This is a genomic window from Variovorax sp. S12S4 (assembly GCF_023195515.1).
GTDB lineage: Bacteria > Pseudomonadota > Gammaproteobacteria > Burkholderiales > Burkholderiaceae_C > Variovorax.
In genome coordinates this window covers 4754868-4772017 of record NZ_JALPKR020000002.1, presented here as the reverse complement: position 1 = coordinate 4772017, position 17150 = coordinate 4754868, and the positions used below count along the sequence as shown (strand labels likewise).

Annotated in this window: 19 protein-coding genes; 7 read left to right on the top strand and 12 right to left on the bottom strand. The window is 63.6% G+C overall.

The annotated features are described in order from the left end of the window. Positions 1-7: 7 nt before the first annotated feature. The 3 genes from M0765_RS23390 to M0765_RS23380 all read left to right on the top strand — a co-directional run bounded on the left by M0765_RS23390 (position 8) and on the right by M0765_RS23380 (position 3487). Entirely contained in the window at positions 8-826 is an 819-nt protein-coding gene (locus M0765_RS23390; RefSeq protein WP_258506169.1) for an alpha/beta fold hydrolase, read from the top strand. A gap of 170 nt (positions 827-996) precedes the next feature. Further along, positions 997-1569: a tetratricopeptide repeat protein gene (locus M0765_RS23385; RefSeq protein ID WP_258506168.1), complete on the top strand. Its 573-nt coding sequence runs from the start codon at positions 997-999 to the stop codon at positions 1567-1569. Between the two features lie 214 nt (positions 1570-1783). Continuing rightward, entirely contained in the window at positions 1784-3487 is a 1704-nt protein-coding gene (locus M0765_RS23380; RefSeq protein WP_258506167.1) for a site-specific integrase, read from the top strand. Positions 3488-3534: 47 nt separating this feature from the next. Here M0765_RS23380 and M0765_RS23375 read toward each other — a convergent pair whose 3' ends face one another. The 3 genes from M0765_RS23375 to M0765_RS23365 form a co-directional block, all read right to left on the bottom strand. Next, a complete protein-coding gene (locus M0765_RS23375; RefSeq protein WP_258506166.1) occupies positions 3535-3732 on the bottom strand; it encodes a hypothetical protein in 198 nt (65 codons plus the stop codon). A gap of 164 nt (positions 3733-3896) precedes the next feature. Further along, a complete protein-coding gene (locus M0765_RS23370; protein ID WP_258506165.1) occupies positions 3897-4553 on the bottom strand; it encodes a hypothetical protein in 657 nt (218 codons plus the stop codon). Beyond that, entirely contained in the window at positions 4553-5629 is a 1077-nt protein-coding gene (locus tag M0765_RS23365; RefSeq protein ID WP_258506164.1) for a competence protein ComEC, read from the bottom strand. The genes M0765_RS23370 and M0765_RS23365 overlap by 1 nt, the downstream gene beginning before the upstream one ends. 325 nt (positions 5630-5954) lie before the next feature. Between M0765_RS23365 and M0765_RS23360 the strand changes: the two genes are divergently transcribed. Both M0765_RS23360 and M0765_RS23355 read left to right on the top strand, forming a co-directional pair. After that, positions 5955-6914 (top strand): helix-hairpin-helix domain-containing protein, encoded by a 960-nt coding sequence (locus M0765_RS23360; RefSeq protein WP_258506162.1) that lies wholly within the window; start codon positions 5955-5957, stop codon positions 6912-6914. 247 nt (positions 6915-7161) lie between these two features. Beyond that, positions 7162-7548, top strand: coding sequence for a hypothetical protein (locus tag M0765_RS23355; RefSeq protein ID WP_258506161.1), 387 nt, complete (start codon positions 7162-7164; stop codon positions 7546-7548). A gap of 236 nt (positions 7549-7784) precedes the next feature. Here M0765_RS23355 and M0765_RS23350 read toward each other — a convergent pair whose 3' ends face one another. The 7 genes from M0765_RS23350 to mltG form a co-directional block, all read right to left on the bottom strand. Then, positions 7785-8267 (bottom strand): DUF2726 domain-containing protein, encoded by a 483-nt coding sequence (locus M0765_RS23350; protein ID WP_258506160.1) that lies wholly within the window; start codon positions 8265-8267, stop codon positions 7785-7787. Between the two features lie 157 nt (positions 8268-8424). After that, positions 8425-9102 carry an ankyrin repeat domain-containing protein gene (locus tag M0765_RS23345; RefSeq protein WP_258506159.1) on the bottom strand — a complete coding sequence of 226 codons (678 nt, stop codon included), beginning with the start codon at positions 9100-9102 and terminating at the stop codon, positions 8425-8427. Further along, positions 9099-9908, bottom strand: coding sequence for a TatD family hydrolase (locus M0765_RS23340; RefSeq protein WP_258506158.1), 810 nt, complete (start codon positions 9906-9908; stop codon positions 9099-9101). The genes M0765_RS23345 and M0765_RS23340 overlap by 4 nt, the downstream gene beginning before the upstream one ends. A gap of 134 nt (positions 9909-10042) precedes the next feature. Beyond that, the gene (locus M0765_RS23335; protein ID WP_055806688.1) at positions 10043-10420 is read right to left on the bottom strand and encodes a PilZ domain-containing protein; all 378 of its coding nucleotides are present in this window, start codon (positions 10418-10420) and stop codon (positions 10043-10045) included. Beyond that, the gene (locus tag M0765_RS23330) at positions 10417-11439 is read right to left on the bottom strand and encodes a DNA polymerase III subunit delta' (protein ID WP_258506157.1); all 1023 of its coding nucleotides are present in this window, start codon (positions 11437-11439) and stop codon (positions 10417-10419) included. Before M0765_RS23330 ends, M0765_RS23335 begins: the two co-directional genes overlap by 4 nt. Beyond that, a complete protein-coding gene (gene tmk / locus M0765_RS23325; RefSeq protein WP_258506156.1) occupies positions 11436-12095 on the bottom strand; it encodes a dTMP kinase in 660 nt (219 codons plus the stop codon). The genes M0765_RS23330 and tmk overlap by 4 nt, the downstream gene beginning before the upstream one ends. Beyond that, positions 12092-13123, bottom strand: a complete 1032-nt coding sequence (mltG, locus tag M0765_RS23320) for an endolytic transglycosylase MltG (protein ID WP_258506154.1) — start codon at positions 13121-13123, stop codon at positions 12092-12094. The genes tmk and mltG overlap by 4 nt, the downstream gene beginning before the upstream one ends. Before the next feature lie 131 nt (positions 13124-13254). Here mltG and ygfZ point away from each other — a divergent pair, with 131 nt between their 5' ends. Both ygfZ and M0765_RS23310 read left to right on the top strand, forming a co-directional pair. Beyond that, positions 13255-14181, top strand: coding sequence for a CAF17-like 4Fe-4S cluster assembly/insertion protein YgfZ (gene ygfZ / locus M0765_RS23315; protein WP_258506152.1), 927 nt, complete (start codon positions 13255-13257; stop codon positions 14179-14181). A gap of 147 nt (positions 14182-14328) precedes the next feature. Next, entirely contained in the window at positions 14329-15264 is a 936-nt protein-coding gene (locus M0765_RS23310) for a hypothetical protein (protein ID WP_258506151.1), read from the top strand. Here the strand turns inward: M0765_RS23310 and M0765_RS23305 are convergent. Both M0765_RS23305 and M0765_RS23300 read right to left on the bottom strand, forming a co-directional pair. Then, positions 15258-16139, bottom strand: coding sequence for a YbgC/FadM family acyl-CoA thioesterase (locus tag M0765_RS23305; RefSeq protein WP_258506150.1), 882 nt, complete (start codon positions 16137-16139; stop codon positions 15258-15260). The two genes, M0765_RS23310 and M0765_RS23305, sit on opposite strands and share 7 nt — an antisense overlap. After that, positions 16136-17101 carry an alpha/beta hydrolase gene (locus M0765_RS23300; RefSeq protein WP_258506149.1) on the bottom strand — a complete coding sequence of 322 codons (966 nt, stop codon included), beginning with the start codon at positions 17099-17101 and terminating at the stop codon, positions 16136-16138. Before M0765_RS23300 ends, M0765_RS23305 begins: the two co-directional genes overlap by 4 nt. Positions 17102-17150: the final 49 nt, after the last annotated feature.

The following is a 17150-nucleotide window of genomic DNA, read 5'->3' as shown; positions in this document are numbered from 1 at the left end:
AAGTGCAATGAAGAAGCTCTCTTGTCTCGTACGTGCATTTGTTGCTGCTGGCGCCATGGCGCTGCAGTTTCTGGCCGCCTCCAGTGCTGCCGCATTAGATGTGCCGGCCGCAAAGCCCACCATCGTGCTGGTTCACGGCGCGTTCGCTGAATCGGCCAGCTGGAACGACGTGGCGCGTGAACTCGGCGCCAGGAACTATCCGGTCATCGCGGCCGCCAATCCGCTTCGCGGTGTGAAGACCGATGCCGACCACGTGGAGGCGGTCATCGCCGCCGTGCAGGGCTCGGTAGTGCTGGTCGGTCATTCGTATGGTGGCTCGGTGATCTCCGCAGCTGCGGCCAAAAGGCCCAACGTTCTGGCCCTCGTCTTCGTGTCCGCGTTTGCACCCGAAGCCGGCGAGTCGGCAGCTGACCTGTCGGGTCGGTTCCCCGGCAGCACATTAGGCTCGGCGTTGGCACCGCCCGTGATGCTGCCCGATGGCTCCAAGGACCTCTACATCGTTCAGGACAAGTTCGGCAAGCAGTTTGCTGCCGACGTAGCGCCTGCGGTCGCGCGCTTGATGGCTGTTTCGCAGCGCCCGATCACCGAAGCGGCACTCGGAGAGCCGGCCCCTGCCGCGGCCTGGAAGACAGTGCCTTCCTGGTTCATCTACGGTGACCGTGACAAGAACATCCCGCCAGCCGCATTGGCATTCATGGCCGAGCGTGCCCACTCGAAGAAGACAGTCGTGGTCAAGGGCGCGTCGCACGTAGTTATGACCTCTCGACCGAAGCTCGTGGCTCGTCTCATTGTCGAAGCCGCGGAGGCGAAGACGGCGCAGCCCTGAGCCTACGTCGCACGCGGTTGCACGCTCTGTTGGATTGTTGAGAGCGCTGGGCGATGATGCGGTGGCGCCTCCCACGGCATCTCCGCTACCCATCAGAAATCCTCCTGGAATAATCCGGCTTGGCGAAGTCAAGCCACCGCCACCCGGCATCTATCCAAAGCCTTGAACGCATGCAAGCAGACCGCGCCGAGAAATTGGTTGCCGCCCAGAAGGCATACACCGACGGGCTGCTTTATCTGGCCTTCGATCTCTATCGACTACTTGCAGATGATGGACACGTTGAAAGTCAGGTATTTGTTGCTTGGACGCTGAGTCAGGGCATCGGCTGTCAGAAAGACGAAAGCCAAGCCGCTGTTTATTACGAACGGGCCGCCACTCATGGGCATTCGCTGGGCTGCTTCTATTTTGGTCGCTGGCTGACGAGAGCTGGTGACCATGCACGGGCGTACCGCTTTTATGCAATGGGCGCAGAGCGGCGACATCTTCCTTCCATGTTTCGCGTCGGCTATTCGCTAGCCCATGGCAAAGGTGTTTCAGTCGATCTGCATCGCTCGTACAACGTCTTGAAAGAGGCTGCGATGCGCGGGCATGCATTTGCATTGCGAGAACTGGGCCTTCAAGACCTGCGCGGCAGACGCGGTGTTGCTTGGCAGCCCGTCGGGCTCGTGGAGGTCGTCGCCGCAGTCTGTTGGGGCTTCATGGTCTCCATGTTGAATGACGACTCCGAGTTTCTGATCTCCTAAACCTGATCTGCCCCGAAAAAAAGGGCCAAGTCGCCTCATTTGTCCTTCACTTGGCAGGCGTCCTAATGGGCGAGGGCTCGTGCTGGAACTTCATTCTTGCGACAACCAAATTCGAATGGTTGCAATCGATCGGCGATTGGAAGTGCACCAGGTGGCTGCTATCGTGATAACTCTTCTTATCGCAATAGCACTTGCAAGACGCTAAACTCGCTCCATGAAAAGTAGCCTTGGCGCATCAAGGACGGAGCAGGGGTTGCCGGGATTTCCCGCGGCTTCGGCATTGGCTGCCTTGCGTGCCTGGTACGCGGGCATGAGTGCGACCGACGCGGTAGCGCAATATCTGCCGCAGGAAAGCGCAGGAGGGCGTTCCTCCCGTTCTGTGCTGGCCGACGTCCGCCGGCAGTTGGAGGCCCATGCGCGCCATTGCCGGCGTGACGACCTGGGGCAGTTGATCAAACATCCCGCGGTCGAGCGGCACAAGCGCGCCCGTGCGGTGCTGGCGGCGATGGAAGAGCTGCGTGGGCTCTCCGCCCCGCAGCCGTTGGTGACGGATGCGATCGAACGCTGGCTGCCGACTCGACTGGCTGGCCCGTTATTCGACTACGGACTGCGCACGCTGGCTGACCTGACAGTGCGGGTCCCACGCCGGCGCCGCTGGTGGTCCGTCATTCCCCGGCTTGGCGCCACCGGGGCAGGGCAAATCGAAGCATTCTTCGCCGCCCACCCATCATTGACAGCCCAAGCGCGCGCGTTGCTGCCGGTCAGACTTCAGCAGGATGTGGTCCCCCTGGAGAGGCTGAGCGTGCCGGGTGACGTTGACGGCTCGCGCGGCGCCTTCCGCGCACCGCCCACATCTTGCATTCTTGCCGCGAGCAACGACTACGAAGCAGTACAGGCCTGGTTGTCGTTGCACGAGTCGGCCGCCACCCAGCGCGCGTACCGCAAGGAAGCCGAGCGGCTGATCCTCTGGGCGATTGTGGAGCGTCGTAAGGCGTTGTCGTCGCTCACGACGGAAGACGCGGTGGCTTACCGCGCATTCTTGCGCCACCCTTCGCCGCGAGGACGCTGGGTAGGCCCCGCAGCTGCGCGCTCCTCACCCGAGTGGCGGCCATTCGCGGGAGATCTCTCGGCGCGCTCGATCGCGTATGCGCTTTCCGTTGCCGGCGCATTGTTTCGCTGGCTGATCCAGCAGCGCTATGTCCTGGCCAATCCTTTTGCCGGAATCAGGGTTCGGGCCGCATCGCCCACAGAATCCTCGGCCCTGACGCGGGTCTTCAGTGAAGGAGAATGGTCGATCGTCCAAGCCGTGGCGGAGGGTCTGGAATGGGTGCACGGCTGGAAACCGGCGGCGGCACAGAGGCTGCGCTTCGTGCTGGACTTCGCGTATGCGACCGGCTTGCGCATTGGCGAATTGGTCAACGCGACGCTCGGCCAGATCGACACGAATGTCCACGGCGATCACTGGCTACGCCTGATGGGCAAAGGCAGCAAGCCGGGCAAGGTTGCGCTGCCGCCACTGGCCCGAGCTGCGCTGGATCGCTATTTGATGCAGCGACAGCTACCCATCACGCCGGCGCGATGGAATCCGAAGACGCCGCTCGTCGGCAGTCTGGACCTGGACAGTGCCGATGGCATCACCGCGACGCGCCTGTGGAGCATTATGCGGCGCTTTTTCCTGCAGGTGGCCGAGGTCATTGGGGCGGAAAGGCCAGCCCTCGCCGAAAAGCTGCGCCGTGCCAGTCCCCACTGGATGCGCCACACCCATGCCACACACGCGCTGGCGCGAGGTGCAGAACTCACGACCGTGCGCGACAACTTGCGCCACGCTTCGATCACGACCACCTCAATCTACCTGCACGGCGATGAGGTCAAGCGGGCTCTCCAGATGAATGCGGCGTTCGCGGCACGAGAGGATTGATCTGCTCGCAGCAGCGATCCTGAGCAGCCTGAGTTGCTCGGAAATGTTTATGAATGGGGGAGGGTGGCAGCTTTTCGCAAGGCACGCAACTCCAGACGGGCGGACTCGCGGATGTCTTCCCGATCAAGCTCGACCGCCTTCTCGTCGAAGCAGGCGTTGAAGTGGCTTTCCAGCCAGACATCACGGGTTTCAAAGCACTCGACGGCATAGTCGAGCCAGCTGTTGTAGCCATTCGGTGGTGGCAACGGTTTCTGGATGGTGAAGAGGAATCTCCTTGGTGATGTGATGCGTCGGCCGGCCCGGCCCGGCCCGGCCCGTACGTTATTCCACAAAATCCACGAAATCAATCCCGAGGCGGCGCACGCTAGTGTTACGTTCGCATGGGGGAGCAGCCCCGCACCGGCCCGAGCTACTTCGGGTTGGCGATCTTGCGCGTTGAATGGACGGCGAGAACCGTGCACACCATCCGATGGCCTGCCAAGCGGGCAGACATCATGGTCAGCAGGTACTGAAGGAGAAATACACCGCAGACCTTCTGGATATCGTTGCGCGGGAAATCCAAGTACCACAACACAGGCGCTGCGAGCACCAAAAGGATCAACGAGAGCGAGGCCATGTCGCGATACAGCAGAAACGCCTTATGTGAATCCACGACGGAAACCTCGTGCTTGACCTTCAGGTAGAGGCCATACCATTTGCTGTTTTGCTCTTTCGGGTCGGCCGGGAAGGCACCCACATTTTTCAACAGCTTGGCTTCGTCTATGCGCTCGTCCTTTTTGACAAACGTGGTGAATGCTCTTGAACCTGGCAAGGGATCGCTCCATTTCCAGTACACCAATCTCGCCTTCATGAGCTGAGAAATCGTGTTCGTCAACAAGAGCGGCACAACCGGCAGCAGGATGCTGCTGATGCTTCGCGCGAGCGCGATGTTGCTTACCGTCGCGTCCCTTACGATGTCAGGGAAGATGACAACGGCGAGCACGACAACGTCGAACGTGACCAGGGTGCAAAGCCAAACAAAGTTCGCTTGTTTGAGGGATTTGCCGCTCCCTTTGTCTTCGGCCATCAGTCTTCCTGCTCGTACGGATAGGTTTCCTGCGGAACGGCCGACCAGCCCTCGCGCGAAATTCCTCGCCCGAAGCACAGGTCGCGACCCTCGGTCGCCGCGAAATGAGCGCCGCGGTGCAGCATTGCGCGCTTCACGGACAGCCGAGGGTGGTCTGCATCTTCCTTTGCGGAACTGCAAATGGCAGTCCACGCGGTTTCCTCTGGGAGCGCAGAGAGTCGTGGCCCGTGCAACTGGTCGAGAACTTCCGTAGAAACGTTGTGTCGCCCTCCGTGGTGTGGCACTTGAAAGAGAGTGATGCCCGGCAGCGTCAGGCCGACCGCAGGCGCATAGTCGATGGCTTCTTGCAAACCGTCCCGGCCGGTGTCGCCGGTGAGCAGCACCTTCGTGTTGTTCAGGAACGCGTACTGCACCACGCTCATCTCGTTCTCTGCGCTCGTGCCCTCGGGAGGGAAGTATTCTTCACCCCATGCAGCAGCCTTAAGCTTCGCCGCCGCTGCCTTCACGACATTCCACATGTTTGCCAAAGCACTGTCCATCGTGGACTCGTTCGCCGTTTCGGGTGTCTTATTGGAATCGACAACGCACTCGAGCCAGCGGTCAAAGGTCGGTGCCATCACGTTAAATGGGCCAATCATCTGGCCTTGAAACGGTTCGGCGATCGGGATTCCCTTTTCCAAAGCGATCGTCTCGAGCTCAACAGGAGCCGCGTACACCGAGCGAAGCTTCGAACGCAACCGGTCTGCCGAGGAGTAGGTTGGGAAAGAGGGCAGGAGTTGCTCGGCGTAGTTCCACGGACGATGCATCCAAAGCCTACGAACAGTGCAGTCCTCGAGAACCTTGCGCAGGCCGTTTGCATGATCTCGGTCGGGGTGAGTCAACACGACGTTGTCGATGACTGTCGAACCATAGTGCTTTCGGATGTGTTCGACGATCTTCTCGCCAGTCGCGATGTAGCCGCCATCGACGACGTGAATCGCCTGCGGCCCACCGCCGATCGAATAGCGCAAAGCGATGGCGTCACCGCTGGACTTCGTTTCGACTCCCAAAAAGTCGACCTCGAAAAAATCTGCCATGTATCTGTCTCCTCGTTGTAGTTTTCGTTGACTGAGGGCACCTCCCCGCAGCGCGACATCATTGAGCCACAAAATTCGCTGCTTCGACATCATGTGATTGGTCCCAATGTGATTGCACTCACATCCGGTTGCATAGCTTTTAGGAAGAGGGCGTGTGTTCCGTTTTGGCAGAGTTGGCTGCACGAGGATTGGTACCTCAATGCGCGTTACTCGGGATAATCTCTTCGATAAAGGGGAGTGTTTTAAAGCTTCCCCCGTGGCTACAGACCCACGGAGGAGGCAGTCGACCTCAACCAGTGATCCAATCACTGAAAACCTCGGATCGATGAAAAAGACACACACCATCCGCTCGATCGCTGAACTTGCCAATGTGCCTGAAGGCGATTTACCGGCCTGCGTGGCAGCATTGCACCGGGGAATTGTCGAAGCCAAGCGGCAGCATGCGGCCGCACTACGCGAAGGATTGGTCCCTGCGGATACTGCTTTCGAGTTCCAAACGTTCGTCTGGAAGCCGACTGGGTCGCGCGAGCCTTTCTCCGCGCTTTCTGCGACGCTCGGGCCGGAAACGCCGATCAGCGAGTTGCCCGTGCGCCCGAGGGTCCGCTTCGTGCTGCACCAGAAGAACGTCTTCTGCCTCGAAGACCTTTCGGCAACGAGCGAGAACGAGCTTCTTCGAGGCGAAGGCTTGGGCGTCAAGACGGTTGGCCGCTTGAGGGAACTGTTGCGGGCCATCGGACTGGACTTCTTGCCGAATCCCGACCCACGCGGGCGAGCGTTAGACGAAAGTCGTGCCCTCCGGGCGCTTCCAGGCGAAATCCTCGCCGCGACCTTGCGAGGTCTGCCCGACCGCGCCCCGGTCTCCCTGCTCGGATTGCGCGGTCCCACGCTGGGGCGAGCGCACCGCGCCGGCTACAAGACAGTTGGCGAACTGCGTGCGACGCCAGCGAGAGACCTGGCGATGCGCTTCGGGCGCTCTGAGCGGCAGGAGATCTACAAGAGGCTCGCTGAAACCGGCCGCACCTTCCAAAACAACCACACGGCATCTGAGCTTTGGCGCATCGGCTTTATCGATCGCGATGACATTCCATTTCCGAAGGACGCTGGGACGCTTCTCGTGGACCTGCAGCCTTGGTTAGGCAGCGCATTCAAGTCGCTGAAGAGGCGCGGCGTGGCAACGCTGGGTGAATTGCGTGCTGCGGCTGCCCGCAACGAACTTGCGGACATCAGTGGAATCGGAGATCGAACGGCCGAGAAGCTCACGGCACTGTTGCTAGAGAACGCTTAGAAGCACAAGCACATGCACAAGCGTCGGGAGAAAAGAGCCAGCCAGCACAATACGGGCTTTCCGCCGCCCAGGCCCTTGCGGCGGGGCACTCTGCGCCCTGAGGCGGCCGATCTCCTGAGCCTTCTTTCTTCGCGCAATGCGCCAGGCGGCCAGCGCTATAGTGACCCAACAAGACTGTTCAGACCCAGCGAGGCGTTCGGGTCATCGCATGTCTATCCGAGCCGATCGAATACTCACAAGGGTCAAGATGAAACGACTGCTCACCTCGAATGCATTCCTACTTTGCCTGACTGTCACATCACTGTTCGTCGGATTCGTGCTCAGCCTTCTGCTGCGAAATTTCGATTGGCTGAGCCGCTTCGGCGCATTGGTGATCTGCTGGGGCATTCTTCTACTGGCACGCCCGAGCCTGACGGGCAAAGAGATCGGGCAGCACATAGGCGCCCACGACTCTGACCTCAGCCTGTTCGACCCTCAGTACTACGTCCTCAAAGGAGAGGCCGTTCCGGAATGGGTTGCCGACAACTCGATCTCACGCAACGCAGTAGGCGTCTATGGCCCCATCGTTTGTTTCTTGGGCACCTTCATCAATGGGTTTGGCAATCTGCTCAATGGGGCAGCCGGCTTTTGTTGACACTGCAGCCTGCAAATCGTGTGTTCTAAGGGACTTACAGCCATGTCTGCAGAAAGAAGGCGAGCGCAGATGAAGTCACGAACACATTTGTGCCAAAACGGCGAACACATTTGTGCAAATAGACGAGCTCGGCCCATCGGCGCGAGCTTCAGCACATGTCATTTAACATAATGCACATTGTGTTATTTATGGGGAGGTCGACAGACCCTGCAGCCAAGCCCTGAATCCCGACCCCTTCAGGACCCCATCGGATTCACCGAAGCCATCGTCGGATCGAAATCAGCCTCCACGCGCCCCACATCCGGCACCCTCGGATATCGCAGCACGCGGTAGCCAGCCTCGACCAGCAGCGCATCCCGGTCCAGGTCGCGTTGCGACTTGCCCTTGCTGTTCTTGTCGCCGAGCGCCACCACGGCCACGACCTTGAATGAACGGTCGCACACGACAAAGTCCGCGATCTTGCGGCTGAACGAGCTTCGTGCGGCGCGCGTGCGGGCCGTGAGCAGCGCGCCAAAGCTGACCTGCGGCAGCACCACCAGGTCCGGCAGCGTTTGCACGAGGCGGTTGTACATGGCCTGTTCGCGCGCAGTAAGCGGCGGCCGTGCCTTGGGCTTGTCGACAAAGCCGCTGCTGCTTTGCGCAGACCTTTTTCTTGCGAGCGCCACGAACACCAGGAACCCGATGGCCAACAAAAAGACCATGAATAGAAACGTATTCATCTCTGCTTCTCCTTCTCCGCAGAGTCTCGCATGACTGCGCAGGCGCCCTTTTGGGTGTTTTGCCGGACCTGTGCCGGCGCGTCGGATTCAGCCCTCGTATCGAGGGAAAGTGGCGCAGCGCCTGGTGAGCAAGCCGCCGCCAATCAGGCCGCGGAGCTCACCATTTACCGTCTTTGGGAATCGCTTGAGGGGTCGGCTTTGCGCCGGCAGCAGCCGTGATGAGTTGCGCGGCTTCGGGCCGATTGGCCTTGGTCGCGAAGTCGACCGCGGTCATGCCGAGCTGGTTCTTCATGGTGGTGTCCGCGCCCTCGGCCAGCAGCAGCTTCACGGCTTCGGTAGATCCATACATCGCGGCCATCATGAGCGGCGTGGTGCCGTTGGGCGACTGCGCATCGATGAAGGCGTAGTTGTCGAGCAGCACTTTCATGATGCTCAGTTGGCCGCTGCTGGCGGCATAGTGAAGCGGTGTCCAGCCGGTCTTGTTGACGGCGGCGTCGCGCTTGAGCAGCTGGGCGACGATGTCTTGCTGGCCCTTGATGGCGGCCAGCATCAGCGGGGTTTCGTCCTTGGCGTTGGCAATGTCGACGTCGGTTTGCGGCGACTCGAGCAGCAACTGGGCGACCTTGGGCGACGGTTCGCGCAGGGCGATGATCAGGCCGGTCTGGCCGTGTTCGTCGCGCGTGTTGGGGTCGAAACCGCGCTGCAGCAGGGTTCGCACGCCGCTGGCGTTGTCTCCGCGCACGGCCCGGAAGAAATCTTCGAACGAACCGGCGTGTGCGGTAAAAGTTGCTGTAGCGACAGCCAGATAGAAGAACTTCTTGATGTAATTTCTCATTTTGTTTTTACTCCCTTGAACAGCGTTTCGAAGTTGTCGCTCGTAGCCGTTGCGACTGCTTCGATGGGCAGCTTGCGCAGCTCGGCAATCTGCTTTGCGACGTACGGCACATACGACGGATTGTTGGTCTTGCCGCGGTACGGCACCGGGGCCAGATAAGGGCTGTCGGTCTCGATCAGCATCCGGTCCAGCGGCACAAAGGCGGCCACGTCGCGCAGGTCCTGTGCCTTCTTGAAGGTCAGGATGCCTGAAAACGAAATGTAGAAACCGAGGTCGAGCGCCGCGCGCGCGACCTCCGCCGTTTCGGTAAAGCAATGGAACACGCCGCCCGCGGCCTTGCCGGAGCCGTCTTCGCCCTCCTCCTTCAGGATGGCCAGCGTGTCGGCCGAGGCTTCGCGCGTGTGAATGACCAGCGGCATGCGGGTTTGCTGCGCGGCGCGAATGTGCACGCGGAACCGGTCGCGCTGCCATTCCATATCCGAAATGCTGCGGCCGCCCTTCCGCTCTTCCATCTGGTAGTAGTCGAGGCCGGTCTCGCCGATGGCTACTACCTTGGGCAAGGCCGCACGGCGAATCAGGTCATCGACGGTGGGTTCGGCGATGTCCTCGTTGTCGGGGTGCACGCCCACGCTGGCCCAGAAGTTGTCGTAGCGGGCCGCCAGGGCCTGAACGTCATCGAACTCTTCGAGCTTGGTGCAGATGCACAGGGCCCGGTCGACCTGCGCTTCGGCCATGGCTGCGCGGATTTGCGGCATCTGGTCCGCGAACTCGGGGAATGTGAGGTGGCAGTGGGAATCGGTGAACATGGCGCTGATTGTCTGGCTGATGCCAGGGACACCGAGGAGCCGGCCTTGCCGGGCCTCTGGTGTCGCCCCCGGTAGCGGGGTGGCGGAGCGACACGAAGTGCGCGCAGCCTGGGGGCGAGCCCTAGCCTTCGAGCCTAGATAGTTTGGGTGGGACGGTCGGAGGCCATCGAGCCACCGAGCGCCGCCTCGATGCGCGCCTTGAGCTGGCGCGACTTTTCGTCGGACGGGAACCGGATGCCGACGCCCGGCGCCCGGTTGCCGGCGGCGCGCTGCGGCGTGATCCATGCGACCTTGCCGGCGACGGGATAGCGCTGCGGGTCTTCGGGCAGCGTCAGCAGCACATAGACGTCGTCACCCAGCCGGTATTCCCGCGAAGTCGGAATGAAGATGCCGCCTTCGGCAAACAGCGGAATATAGGCGGCGTAGAGCGCACCCTTCTCCTTGATGGCGAGCTGGATCACGCTCGGCCGTTGAGGCGTTGCGGCGGCGGCTGGGGCGGCGGGTTGGTTCATGGTCGGCGAGGAACAGAGTTTAGGGTGGTTCGCGCCTCGCTCACAAGCGCTTCCAGCATCAGCCCGGCATTGAAGGGGTGTTCGGCGGTTCTTGCGGCGTTGGCGAGCGACTTGGACCAACGCGCCAGCGCCAGGTGCGAAGGCACTGCCGCCGGGAGGTCTGCCGCCTCGAAGAACCGCGGTTCGGCACCGCCGCCGACGGCCATCAAGTCATGGCAGAGCTTCTGCAGTGCGCCGATGGCTTGAGAGGGTGCCTGGTCCGCCAGCGCGGCGACGTCTCCACGCAACACTGCCTTTGGCAACAGAGACCAAGCCTTGGGCGACTGGCCGGAGCGCGCGAGCCGCAGCGCATCGCTGGGCCGGCCGCCTGCCGCACGCAGCAAGGCGGTGGCATCGGCGGCGGGCACGTCGTGTGCGCCCAGCCAGGCTTCGGCCTCGGCCGTTGCGGGCCATGGCAGCGTAAAGCCGAGGCAGCGGCTGCGAATGGTCGGCAGCAGCTGCCATGCGGCCTCGCTCGCCAGCACAAAGCGAACGTCGCCGACCGGCTCTTCGAGCGTTTTGAGCAGCGCATTGGCGGTGATGGTGTTCATGCGCTCGGCGGGGTACACCAGCACCACCTTGCCGCGGCCGCGGGCGCTGGTGCGCTGGGCAAAGCCGACCGCGTCGCGCATGGCTTCGACGCGAATCTCGCGGCTGGGCTTGCGCTTCTTGTCGTCGATGTCGGCCTGGGCTTTTTCGTCGAGCGGCCAGCCGAGTTCCTGCATGGCGACTTCAGGCATCAGCACGCAAAGGTCGGCATGGGTTCGAACTTCGATGGCGTGGCAGCTAGGGCACTGGCCGCAGGCGGTGCCGCCCTCCTCCACCTTGGGCTGTTCGCAAAGCCAGGCAGCGGCAAGCGCCAGCGCGAGCTCGTACTGGCCCAGGCCCGACGGCCCCTGCAGCAGCCAGGCATGGCCGCGCTGGCGCAACAGCTCTGCGAGCGGTCGGTGGAGCCAAGGCGAAAGCTGTGGCGTGCTCATCGAGCGACTCCGGTCGCGGGTGCCAGCGCGCCGCGCGCGACAAGTGCCGCTTCGACCTGCTGCCAGACCTGGTCGCGTGTCTGGCTGGCGTCGATGCGAACGAAGCGCTGCGTATCGGCGGCCGCGCGGGCCGCATAGCCCGCCGCCACACGCCGGAAGAACTCGACCGGCTGGGCTTCGAACTTGTCGGGCAAGCGCGCTCCGGCCAAGCGCTGGGCGGCGATTTCGGGCGCCAGGTCGAACCACAGCGTGATGTGAGGCTGCAGCAGCGCTGCCGCTCCCCTGCCCCCTTGCACCCATTGCTCCAGCGTCGACAGCACCTGCGCATCGAAGCCGCGGCCCGAGCCCTGGTACGCAAAAGTGGCGTCGGTGAAGCGGTCGCACAGCACCACGTCGCCACGGGCCAGCGCTGGCTCTATGACTTGCGCGACGTGATCCCGCCGCGCCGCGAACACCAGTAGCGATTCGGTCAGCGGGTCCATCGGCTGTTCGAGGATGAGCCCGCGCAAGGTTTCGGCCAGCGGCGTGCCGCCGGGCTCGCGCGTGCGCACCACCGTGCGGCCCTGTGTCTTGAAAAGCGCTTCCATCGCGTCGAGATGGCTGGACTTGCCCGCGCCGTCGATGCCCTCGAGCGTCAGAAACAAGCCTTCACTCATTGCGCGACCTTCGGTTTGGGTTCGCCATTGCTGCCACCCCCGCGCTGGTAGCGGTTGACCGCGCGGTTGTGCTCGTCGAGGGAGGTGCTGAACTGGCTGGTGCCGTCGCCGCGCGAAACAAAGTACAGCGACTTGCTTTGCGCCGGCTGCACCGCCGCCAGCAGCGCCGCCTTGCCCGGCATGGCAATGGGCGTGGGCGGCAGGCCGCCGCGGGTGTAGGTGTTCCAGGGCGTATCGGCCTGCAGGTCTTTCTTGCGCAGATTGCCGTCGAAAGTGGTGCCCATGCCATAGATCACGGTCGGGTCGGTCTGCAGCGGCATGCCGGTGCGCAGCCGATTGACGAAGACGGCGGCAATTTCGGAGCGATCCTTGGCTTTGCCTGTCTCCTTTTCGACAATGCTGGCCAGGATAAGCGCCTCATCGGCCGTTTTGATCGGCAAATCGGCCGCCCTGGCCGCCCAGGCGGCTTCGAGCTTCTTGTCCATGGCCCGCATGGCGCGCTGCAGCAGCGCAATGTCGGTCGAGCCCTTCGAATAGGTGTACGTGTCGGGGAAAAAGCGTCCCTCCGGGTGCACGCCGGGCCTGCCGAGCTTGGCCATCAGCGCGTCGTCGGGCAGCCCGACGGTTTCGGGCTTGAGCTGCTCGGCCTTGGCAAGGGCGGCGCGCACCTGCCGGAAGTTCCAGCCTTCGACCAGCACCAGGCTGCGCGTGGCTTCTTCGCCGCGCACCAGCACGTTGAGCAGCATCTTGGGCGTGATGCCGCGCTCCAGCTCATAGCTGCCGGCGCGAATCTGGCGGTCCTGGCCAGAAACGCGGAACCACAGATAGAGCAGTTGCGGCTGCACGTCGGCGCCGGCATCGGCCACCGCCTGCGCAACGCCGCGCGGCGTGGTGCCCGGCTCCACGGAAAGGTCGAGGCTGGGTGCGGGTAGCTTGAGCGGCTGGTGCACCCACCACAAACCGGCGGCGCCGAGACCGAGCGCACCCAGGGCGGCAAGCAGAAAGAGCGTAAGAAAGAAGCGGCGCACGGGTCCGATGGAATAGCGGAGAAAAGAAAACCGAATCGGGGATCCGGTGCGAAAAGTCGGTGGCCTTGCGGGAACAACGGCAAGTTTCCCTGCGGACCGGACGGAACGGCTTCGACCATGATAATTCAGCGATGACTACTGTCGTTCTCAATGGTGTTACCGCCCTCTCGCACCTTGGCGTGATTCGCGCCGAAGGACCGGATGCCGCCAGCTTTTTGCACGGCCAGCTCACGCAGGATTTTTCGCTGCTCGGCGCCACCGAGGCCCGCCTGGCCGCCCTTTGCACCGCCAAGGGCCGCGTGATTGCCAGCTTCATAGGCATTCGGCCGCAGCCCGACCTGGTGCTGCTGGTCTGCAGCAAGGACATTCTGGCCGCCACGCTCAAGCGCCTGTCGATGTATGTGCTGCGCGCCAAGGCCAAGCTCACCGATGCCACGGACCAGTTCGCGCTGTACGGCCTTGCCGGTACCGCGTTGACCGGCAACGGGCTCGATGCCGCCGCCCTGCCCGGCCAGCGCACCGCCATCGGCACGGACATCAGCTCCGTTTCGCTCTACCCGGCCGACGGCGTGCCGCGCGCACTGTGGATTGCCCCCGCAGGCAACCCAGCCCCCGCTGGACCGTCGCTCGACGCGGAGCTCTGGCAATGGAGCGAGGTCCGCAGCGGCATCGTGACGGTGACCACCCCGGTGATCGAGGCCTTCGTGCCGCAGATGATCAACTACGAATCGGTCGGCGGCGTCAATTTCAAGAAGGGCTGCTATCCGGGCCAGGAGATCGTGGCGCGCAGCCAGTTTCGCGGCACGCTGAAGCGCCGCACCTATCTTGTGCAGGCCGACGCGCCGGTGAGCGCGGGCCAGGAAGTGTTTGCCGCCAGCGACGCCGATCAACCCGTGGGCACGGTGGCGCAGGCTGCGCCGGCCCCGGGCGGCGGTTGGGCCGCGCTGATCTCCATCCAGATCGCGGCGCTCGAAACCGGCGGCCTGCGCGCGGGCGGCGCCGACGGCCCGGTGCTCACGGTCGAGCCGCTGCCGTATCCGCTGCTCGAAGACATCTAGGCTTGCCGCCAACCCCAGCGTCCCTGAAAACGGACGCCCGGCGCTGCCCCGAAAGAGGCAGCGCTATTTTTTCGCGCGCGTTTAACCCTGCCTTCAGTGCTGCTCCGTAGAAGCCCTACCGATCCACTCCCGGCAAGGAAGACCACCATGAAGCGCAGACTCATCTTTTCGACAGCCCTCGCAATGGCCGCCCTCTCGGCCTGCGCCGAAAGCCCGATACGGCCGCCCTCGCCGCCTTTGACGTACGACCGCCTCGGCTCGCTCATGCAGGTGAGCGTGGTCGACCGCGCCACGGGCCGCGAGCTGCCCATCTACCGCTACCGGGGTGAATACTGGATGGCTGGCCGGCCCGGCTCGCGCTACGCAATTCGCGCGCGCAATGCGATGGGCGAGCGTGTCATGGCGGTGATGTCGGTCGATGGCGTGAACATCGTCACCGGCGAAACCGCGGGCGTGCTGCAGAACGGCTACGTTTTCTCAGGCGGCGAGCGCAGCGACATCACGGGCTGGCGCAAGAGCGACTCGCAGATTGCGGCCTTCGAATTCACGTCGATCGGCAATTCGTACGCGAGCCGCACCGGCCGGCCGGCCGATGTGGGGGTGATCGGCGTCGCACTGTTCCGCGAGCGGGTGCCTACGCCGCTTGCACCGCCCGCGCCGCCCATCGTGTTGCCGCAACGAGACGGCTACGGCAGCAACCGCGAGATGGAGCGCCGCAGCGAGGCGCCGTCCGCCGTTGCGGAGGCCGCCCCGGCCGCACCTGCGGCGCAGTCCCGCTCCGCCGACAGCGCCCTGGGCGCCGAATCCACTGCATCGGCCAAGGGCGGGCTCGCCCGGCCATCGCCGAGCCTGGGAACCGGCCATGGCCGGCGAGAGACATCGCACGTGGGCCACACCACCTTCGAGCGCGCGCAGTCCACGCCCGACGAGGTGGTTCGCATCCGCTACGACAGCCGCGAGAACCTCATCGCGGCCGGCGTCATTCCGGTGCCGCCTCCGCCGCGCTGGCCGCGTCCCGAAGGCCCGTCCGCCTTTCCGGGTTCGGAGATGGGCTATGTGCCCGACCCGCCGGCCCGTTATTGATTCAGTGCGCGCCGCATCTCGATGTGCGGGATGCCGGCTTCCTCGAAGGGCTCGCCATGCACGGTGTAGCCCAGCCGTGCATAGAAGCGCTCCGCGCTGCGCTGGGCGTGCAGGCCGATCTCGCGATCGCCGCGTGCCCTGGCGGCCTCCTCGAGCGCCTGCATCACCGCGGCGCCGTGTCCGCCGCTGCGCAGCGCGCGGTGCACGGCCATGCGGCCGAGCATCGCCGTGCCGTCGACGGCATCGAGCAGCCGCCCGGTGGCAATCACCTGGCCGAGCCGGTTGCGCGCCACCGCATGCAGCACCACCGCATCGTGCTCGTCCCACTCCAGTTCCTTGGGAATGTTCTGCTCCTCGATGAAGACGGCGCGCCGCCGCGCGCTCGCCCCTTCGCCAAGGGTTTTCCAGTCGCCGGTTTCCACGGTGCGCATCGGCTCGCCGGCTTCGAAGCCCGTGAGAATTTCGCGCAACAGAGGCGGCACCGGCTTGGAGGTCTGCGTGGCCGGGTCTGCAAACACATAGACCAGTTCGCAGCGCACCAGGTATTGGTCCTGCCGAAACAGCGCGCCTTGAAAGACCATGGACGAATTGCCGATGCGCGCGCACTTCATGCCCACGTCGATCACGTCGTCCATGCGGGCGGAGGCCTGAAAATCTATCGTGGCCTTGCGCACATACAGGTCGCCGCCCAGCGCATGCATGGCCTCTTCGTAAGGCAGTGCAAGCGCGCGCCAGTAGTCGGCAATGGCGGTGTCGAAATACATCAGGTAGTGCGCGTTGAACACGATCTTCTGCATGTCGACCTCGGCCCAGCGCACGCGCAGGCGGTGGAAGAAACGGAAGTCTTTTCTCTGGGGGATGGTTTCTTGGCTCATGGGTTCAGTGCTTCTTTGAGTGCGCGCGCCGCGTCGTTTTGCGCCCGCAGCGCTTCAGGAATCGCGCGGCCCATCTTCAGGAATTCGTGGATCACGCCGCGATAGATTTCAAGATCGACCGCTACGCCCGCGGCACGCAGCTTGTCGGCGTAGGCAATGCCTTCGTCCACCACCGGGTCGCATTCGGCCAACCCGATCCAGGCCGGCGCCACGCCTTCCACATCGTCCGCCAGCAGCGGCGCAAAGCGCCAGTCGTCGCGGTCGGCCGGCGTGCGCACGTACTGGCCGAAGAAATAGTCGATCAGCGCCTTGGTCAGCAGCGGCCCGTTGGCGTACAGCTGGTGCGAAGGGGTGTCCTGGTGGCCGGTGGTGCCGGGATAGATCAGCATCTGCAGCGCGAGCGGCAGGCCCGCGTCGCGCGCAAGAATGGCGCACACGGCGGCCAGCGTGCCACCGGCGCTGTCGCCGCCCACCGCAAGGCGGCCGGTGTCGAGGCCGAGGCGCGCGCCGCCGTTCGCGACAAAGGCGAAGGCGTCCCAGGCATCGTCGGAGGCAGTGGGAAACTTGTGCGCGGGTGCCAGGCGATAGTCGACCGATACCACGGCGCAACCGCTCTTCAGGCTGAGCACGCGGCACAGCGTGTCGTGCGTGCGGATGTTGCCGACCGTGAAGCCGCCGCCATGAAAGTACACCAGCACCGGCAGCTTGGCCGACGACGGCGCGTAGAGCCGCGCCGGAATCTCGAAGCCGTCACGCGCTGTAATGCTGAAGTCTTCGATGCGCGCGAGGTCGGGCTTGGGCACCTCGAGCACGCCGGCGCCCTTCTCGTAGGAAGCCTTGGCCTCCTCGGGCGTGAGCTGGTCCAGGCTCGGATGGCCCGCACGGGCCATGCGCTCGACCACGCTCGCCATCTTGGCCGTCAGCAATGTGCCCGACGCGACAGCGGCAAGGGTTTTGTTCATGTGCAAGACTGTTTGCTCTTGTTAGATTCGAATGGTCGGCAATCGTACC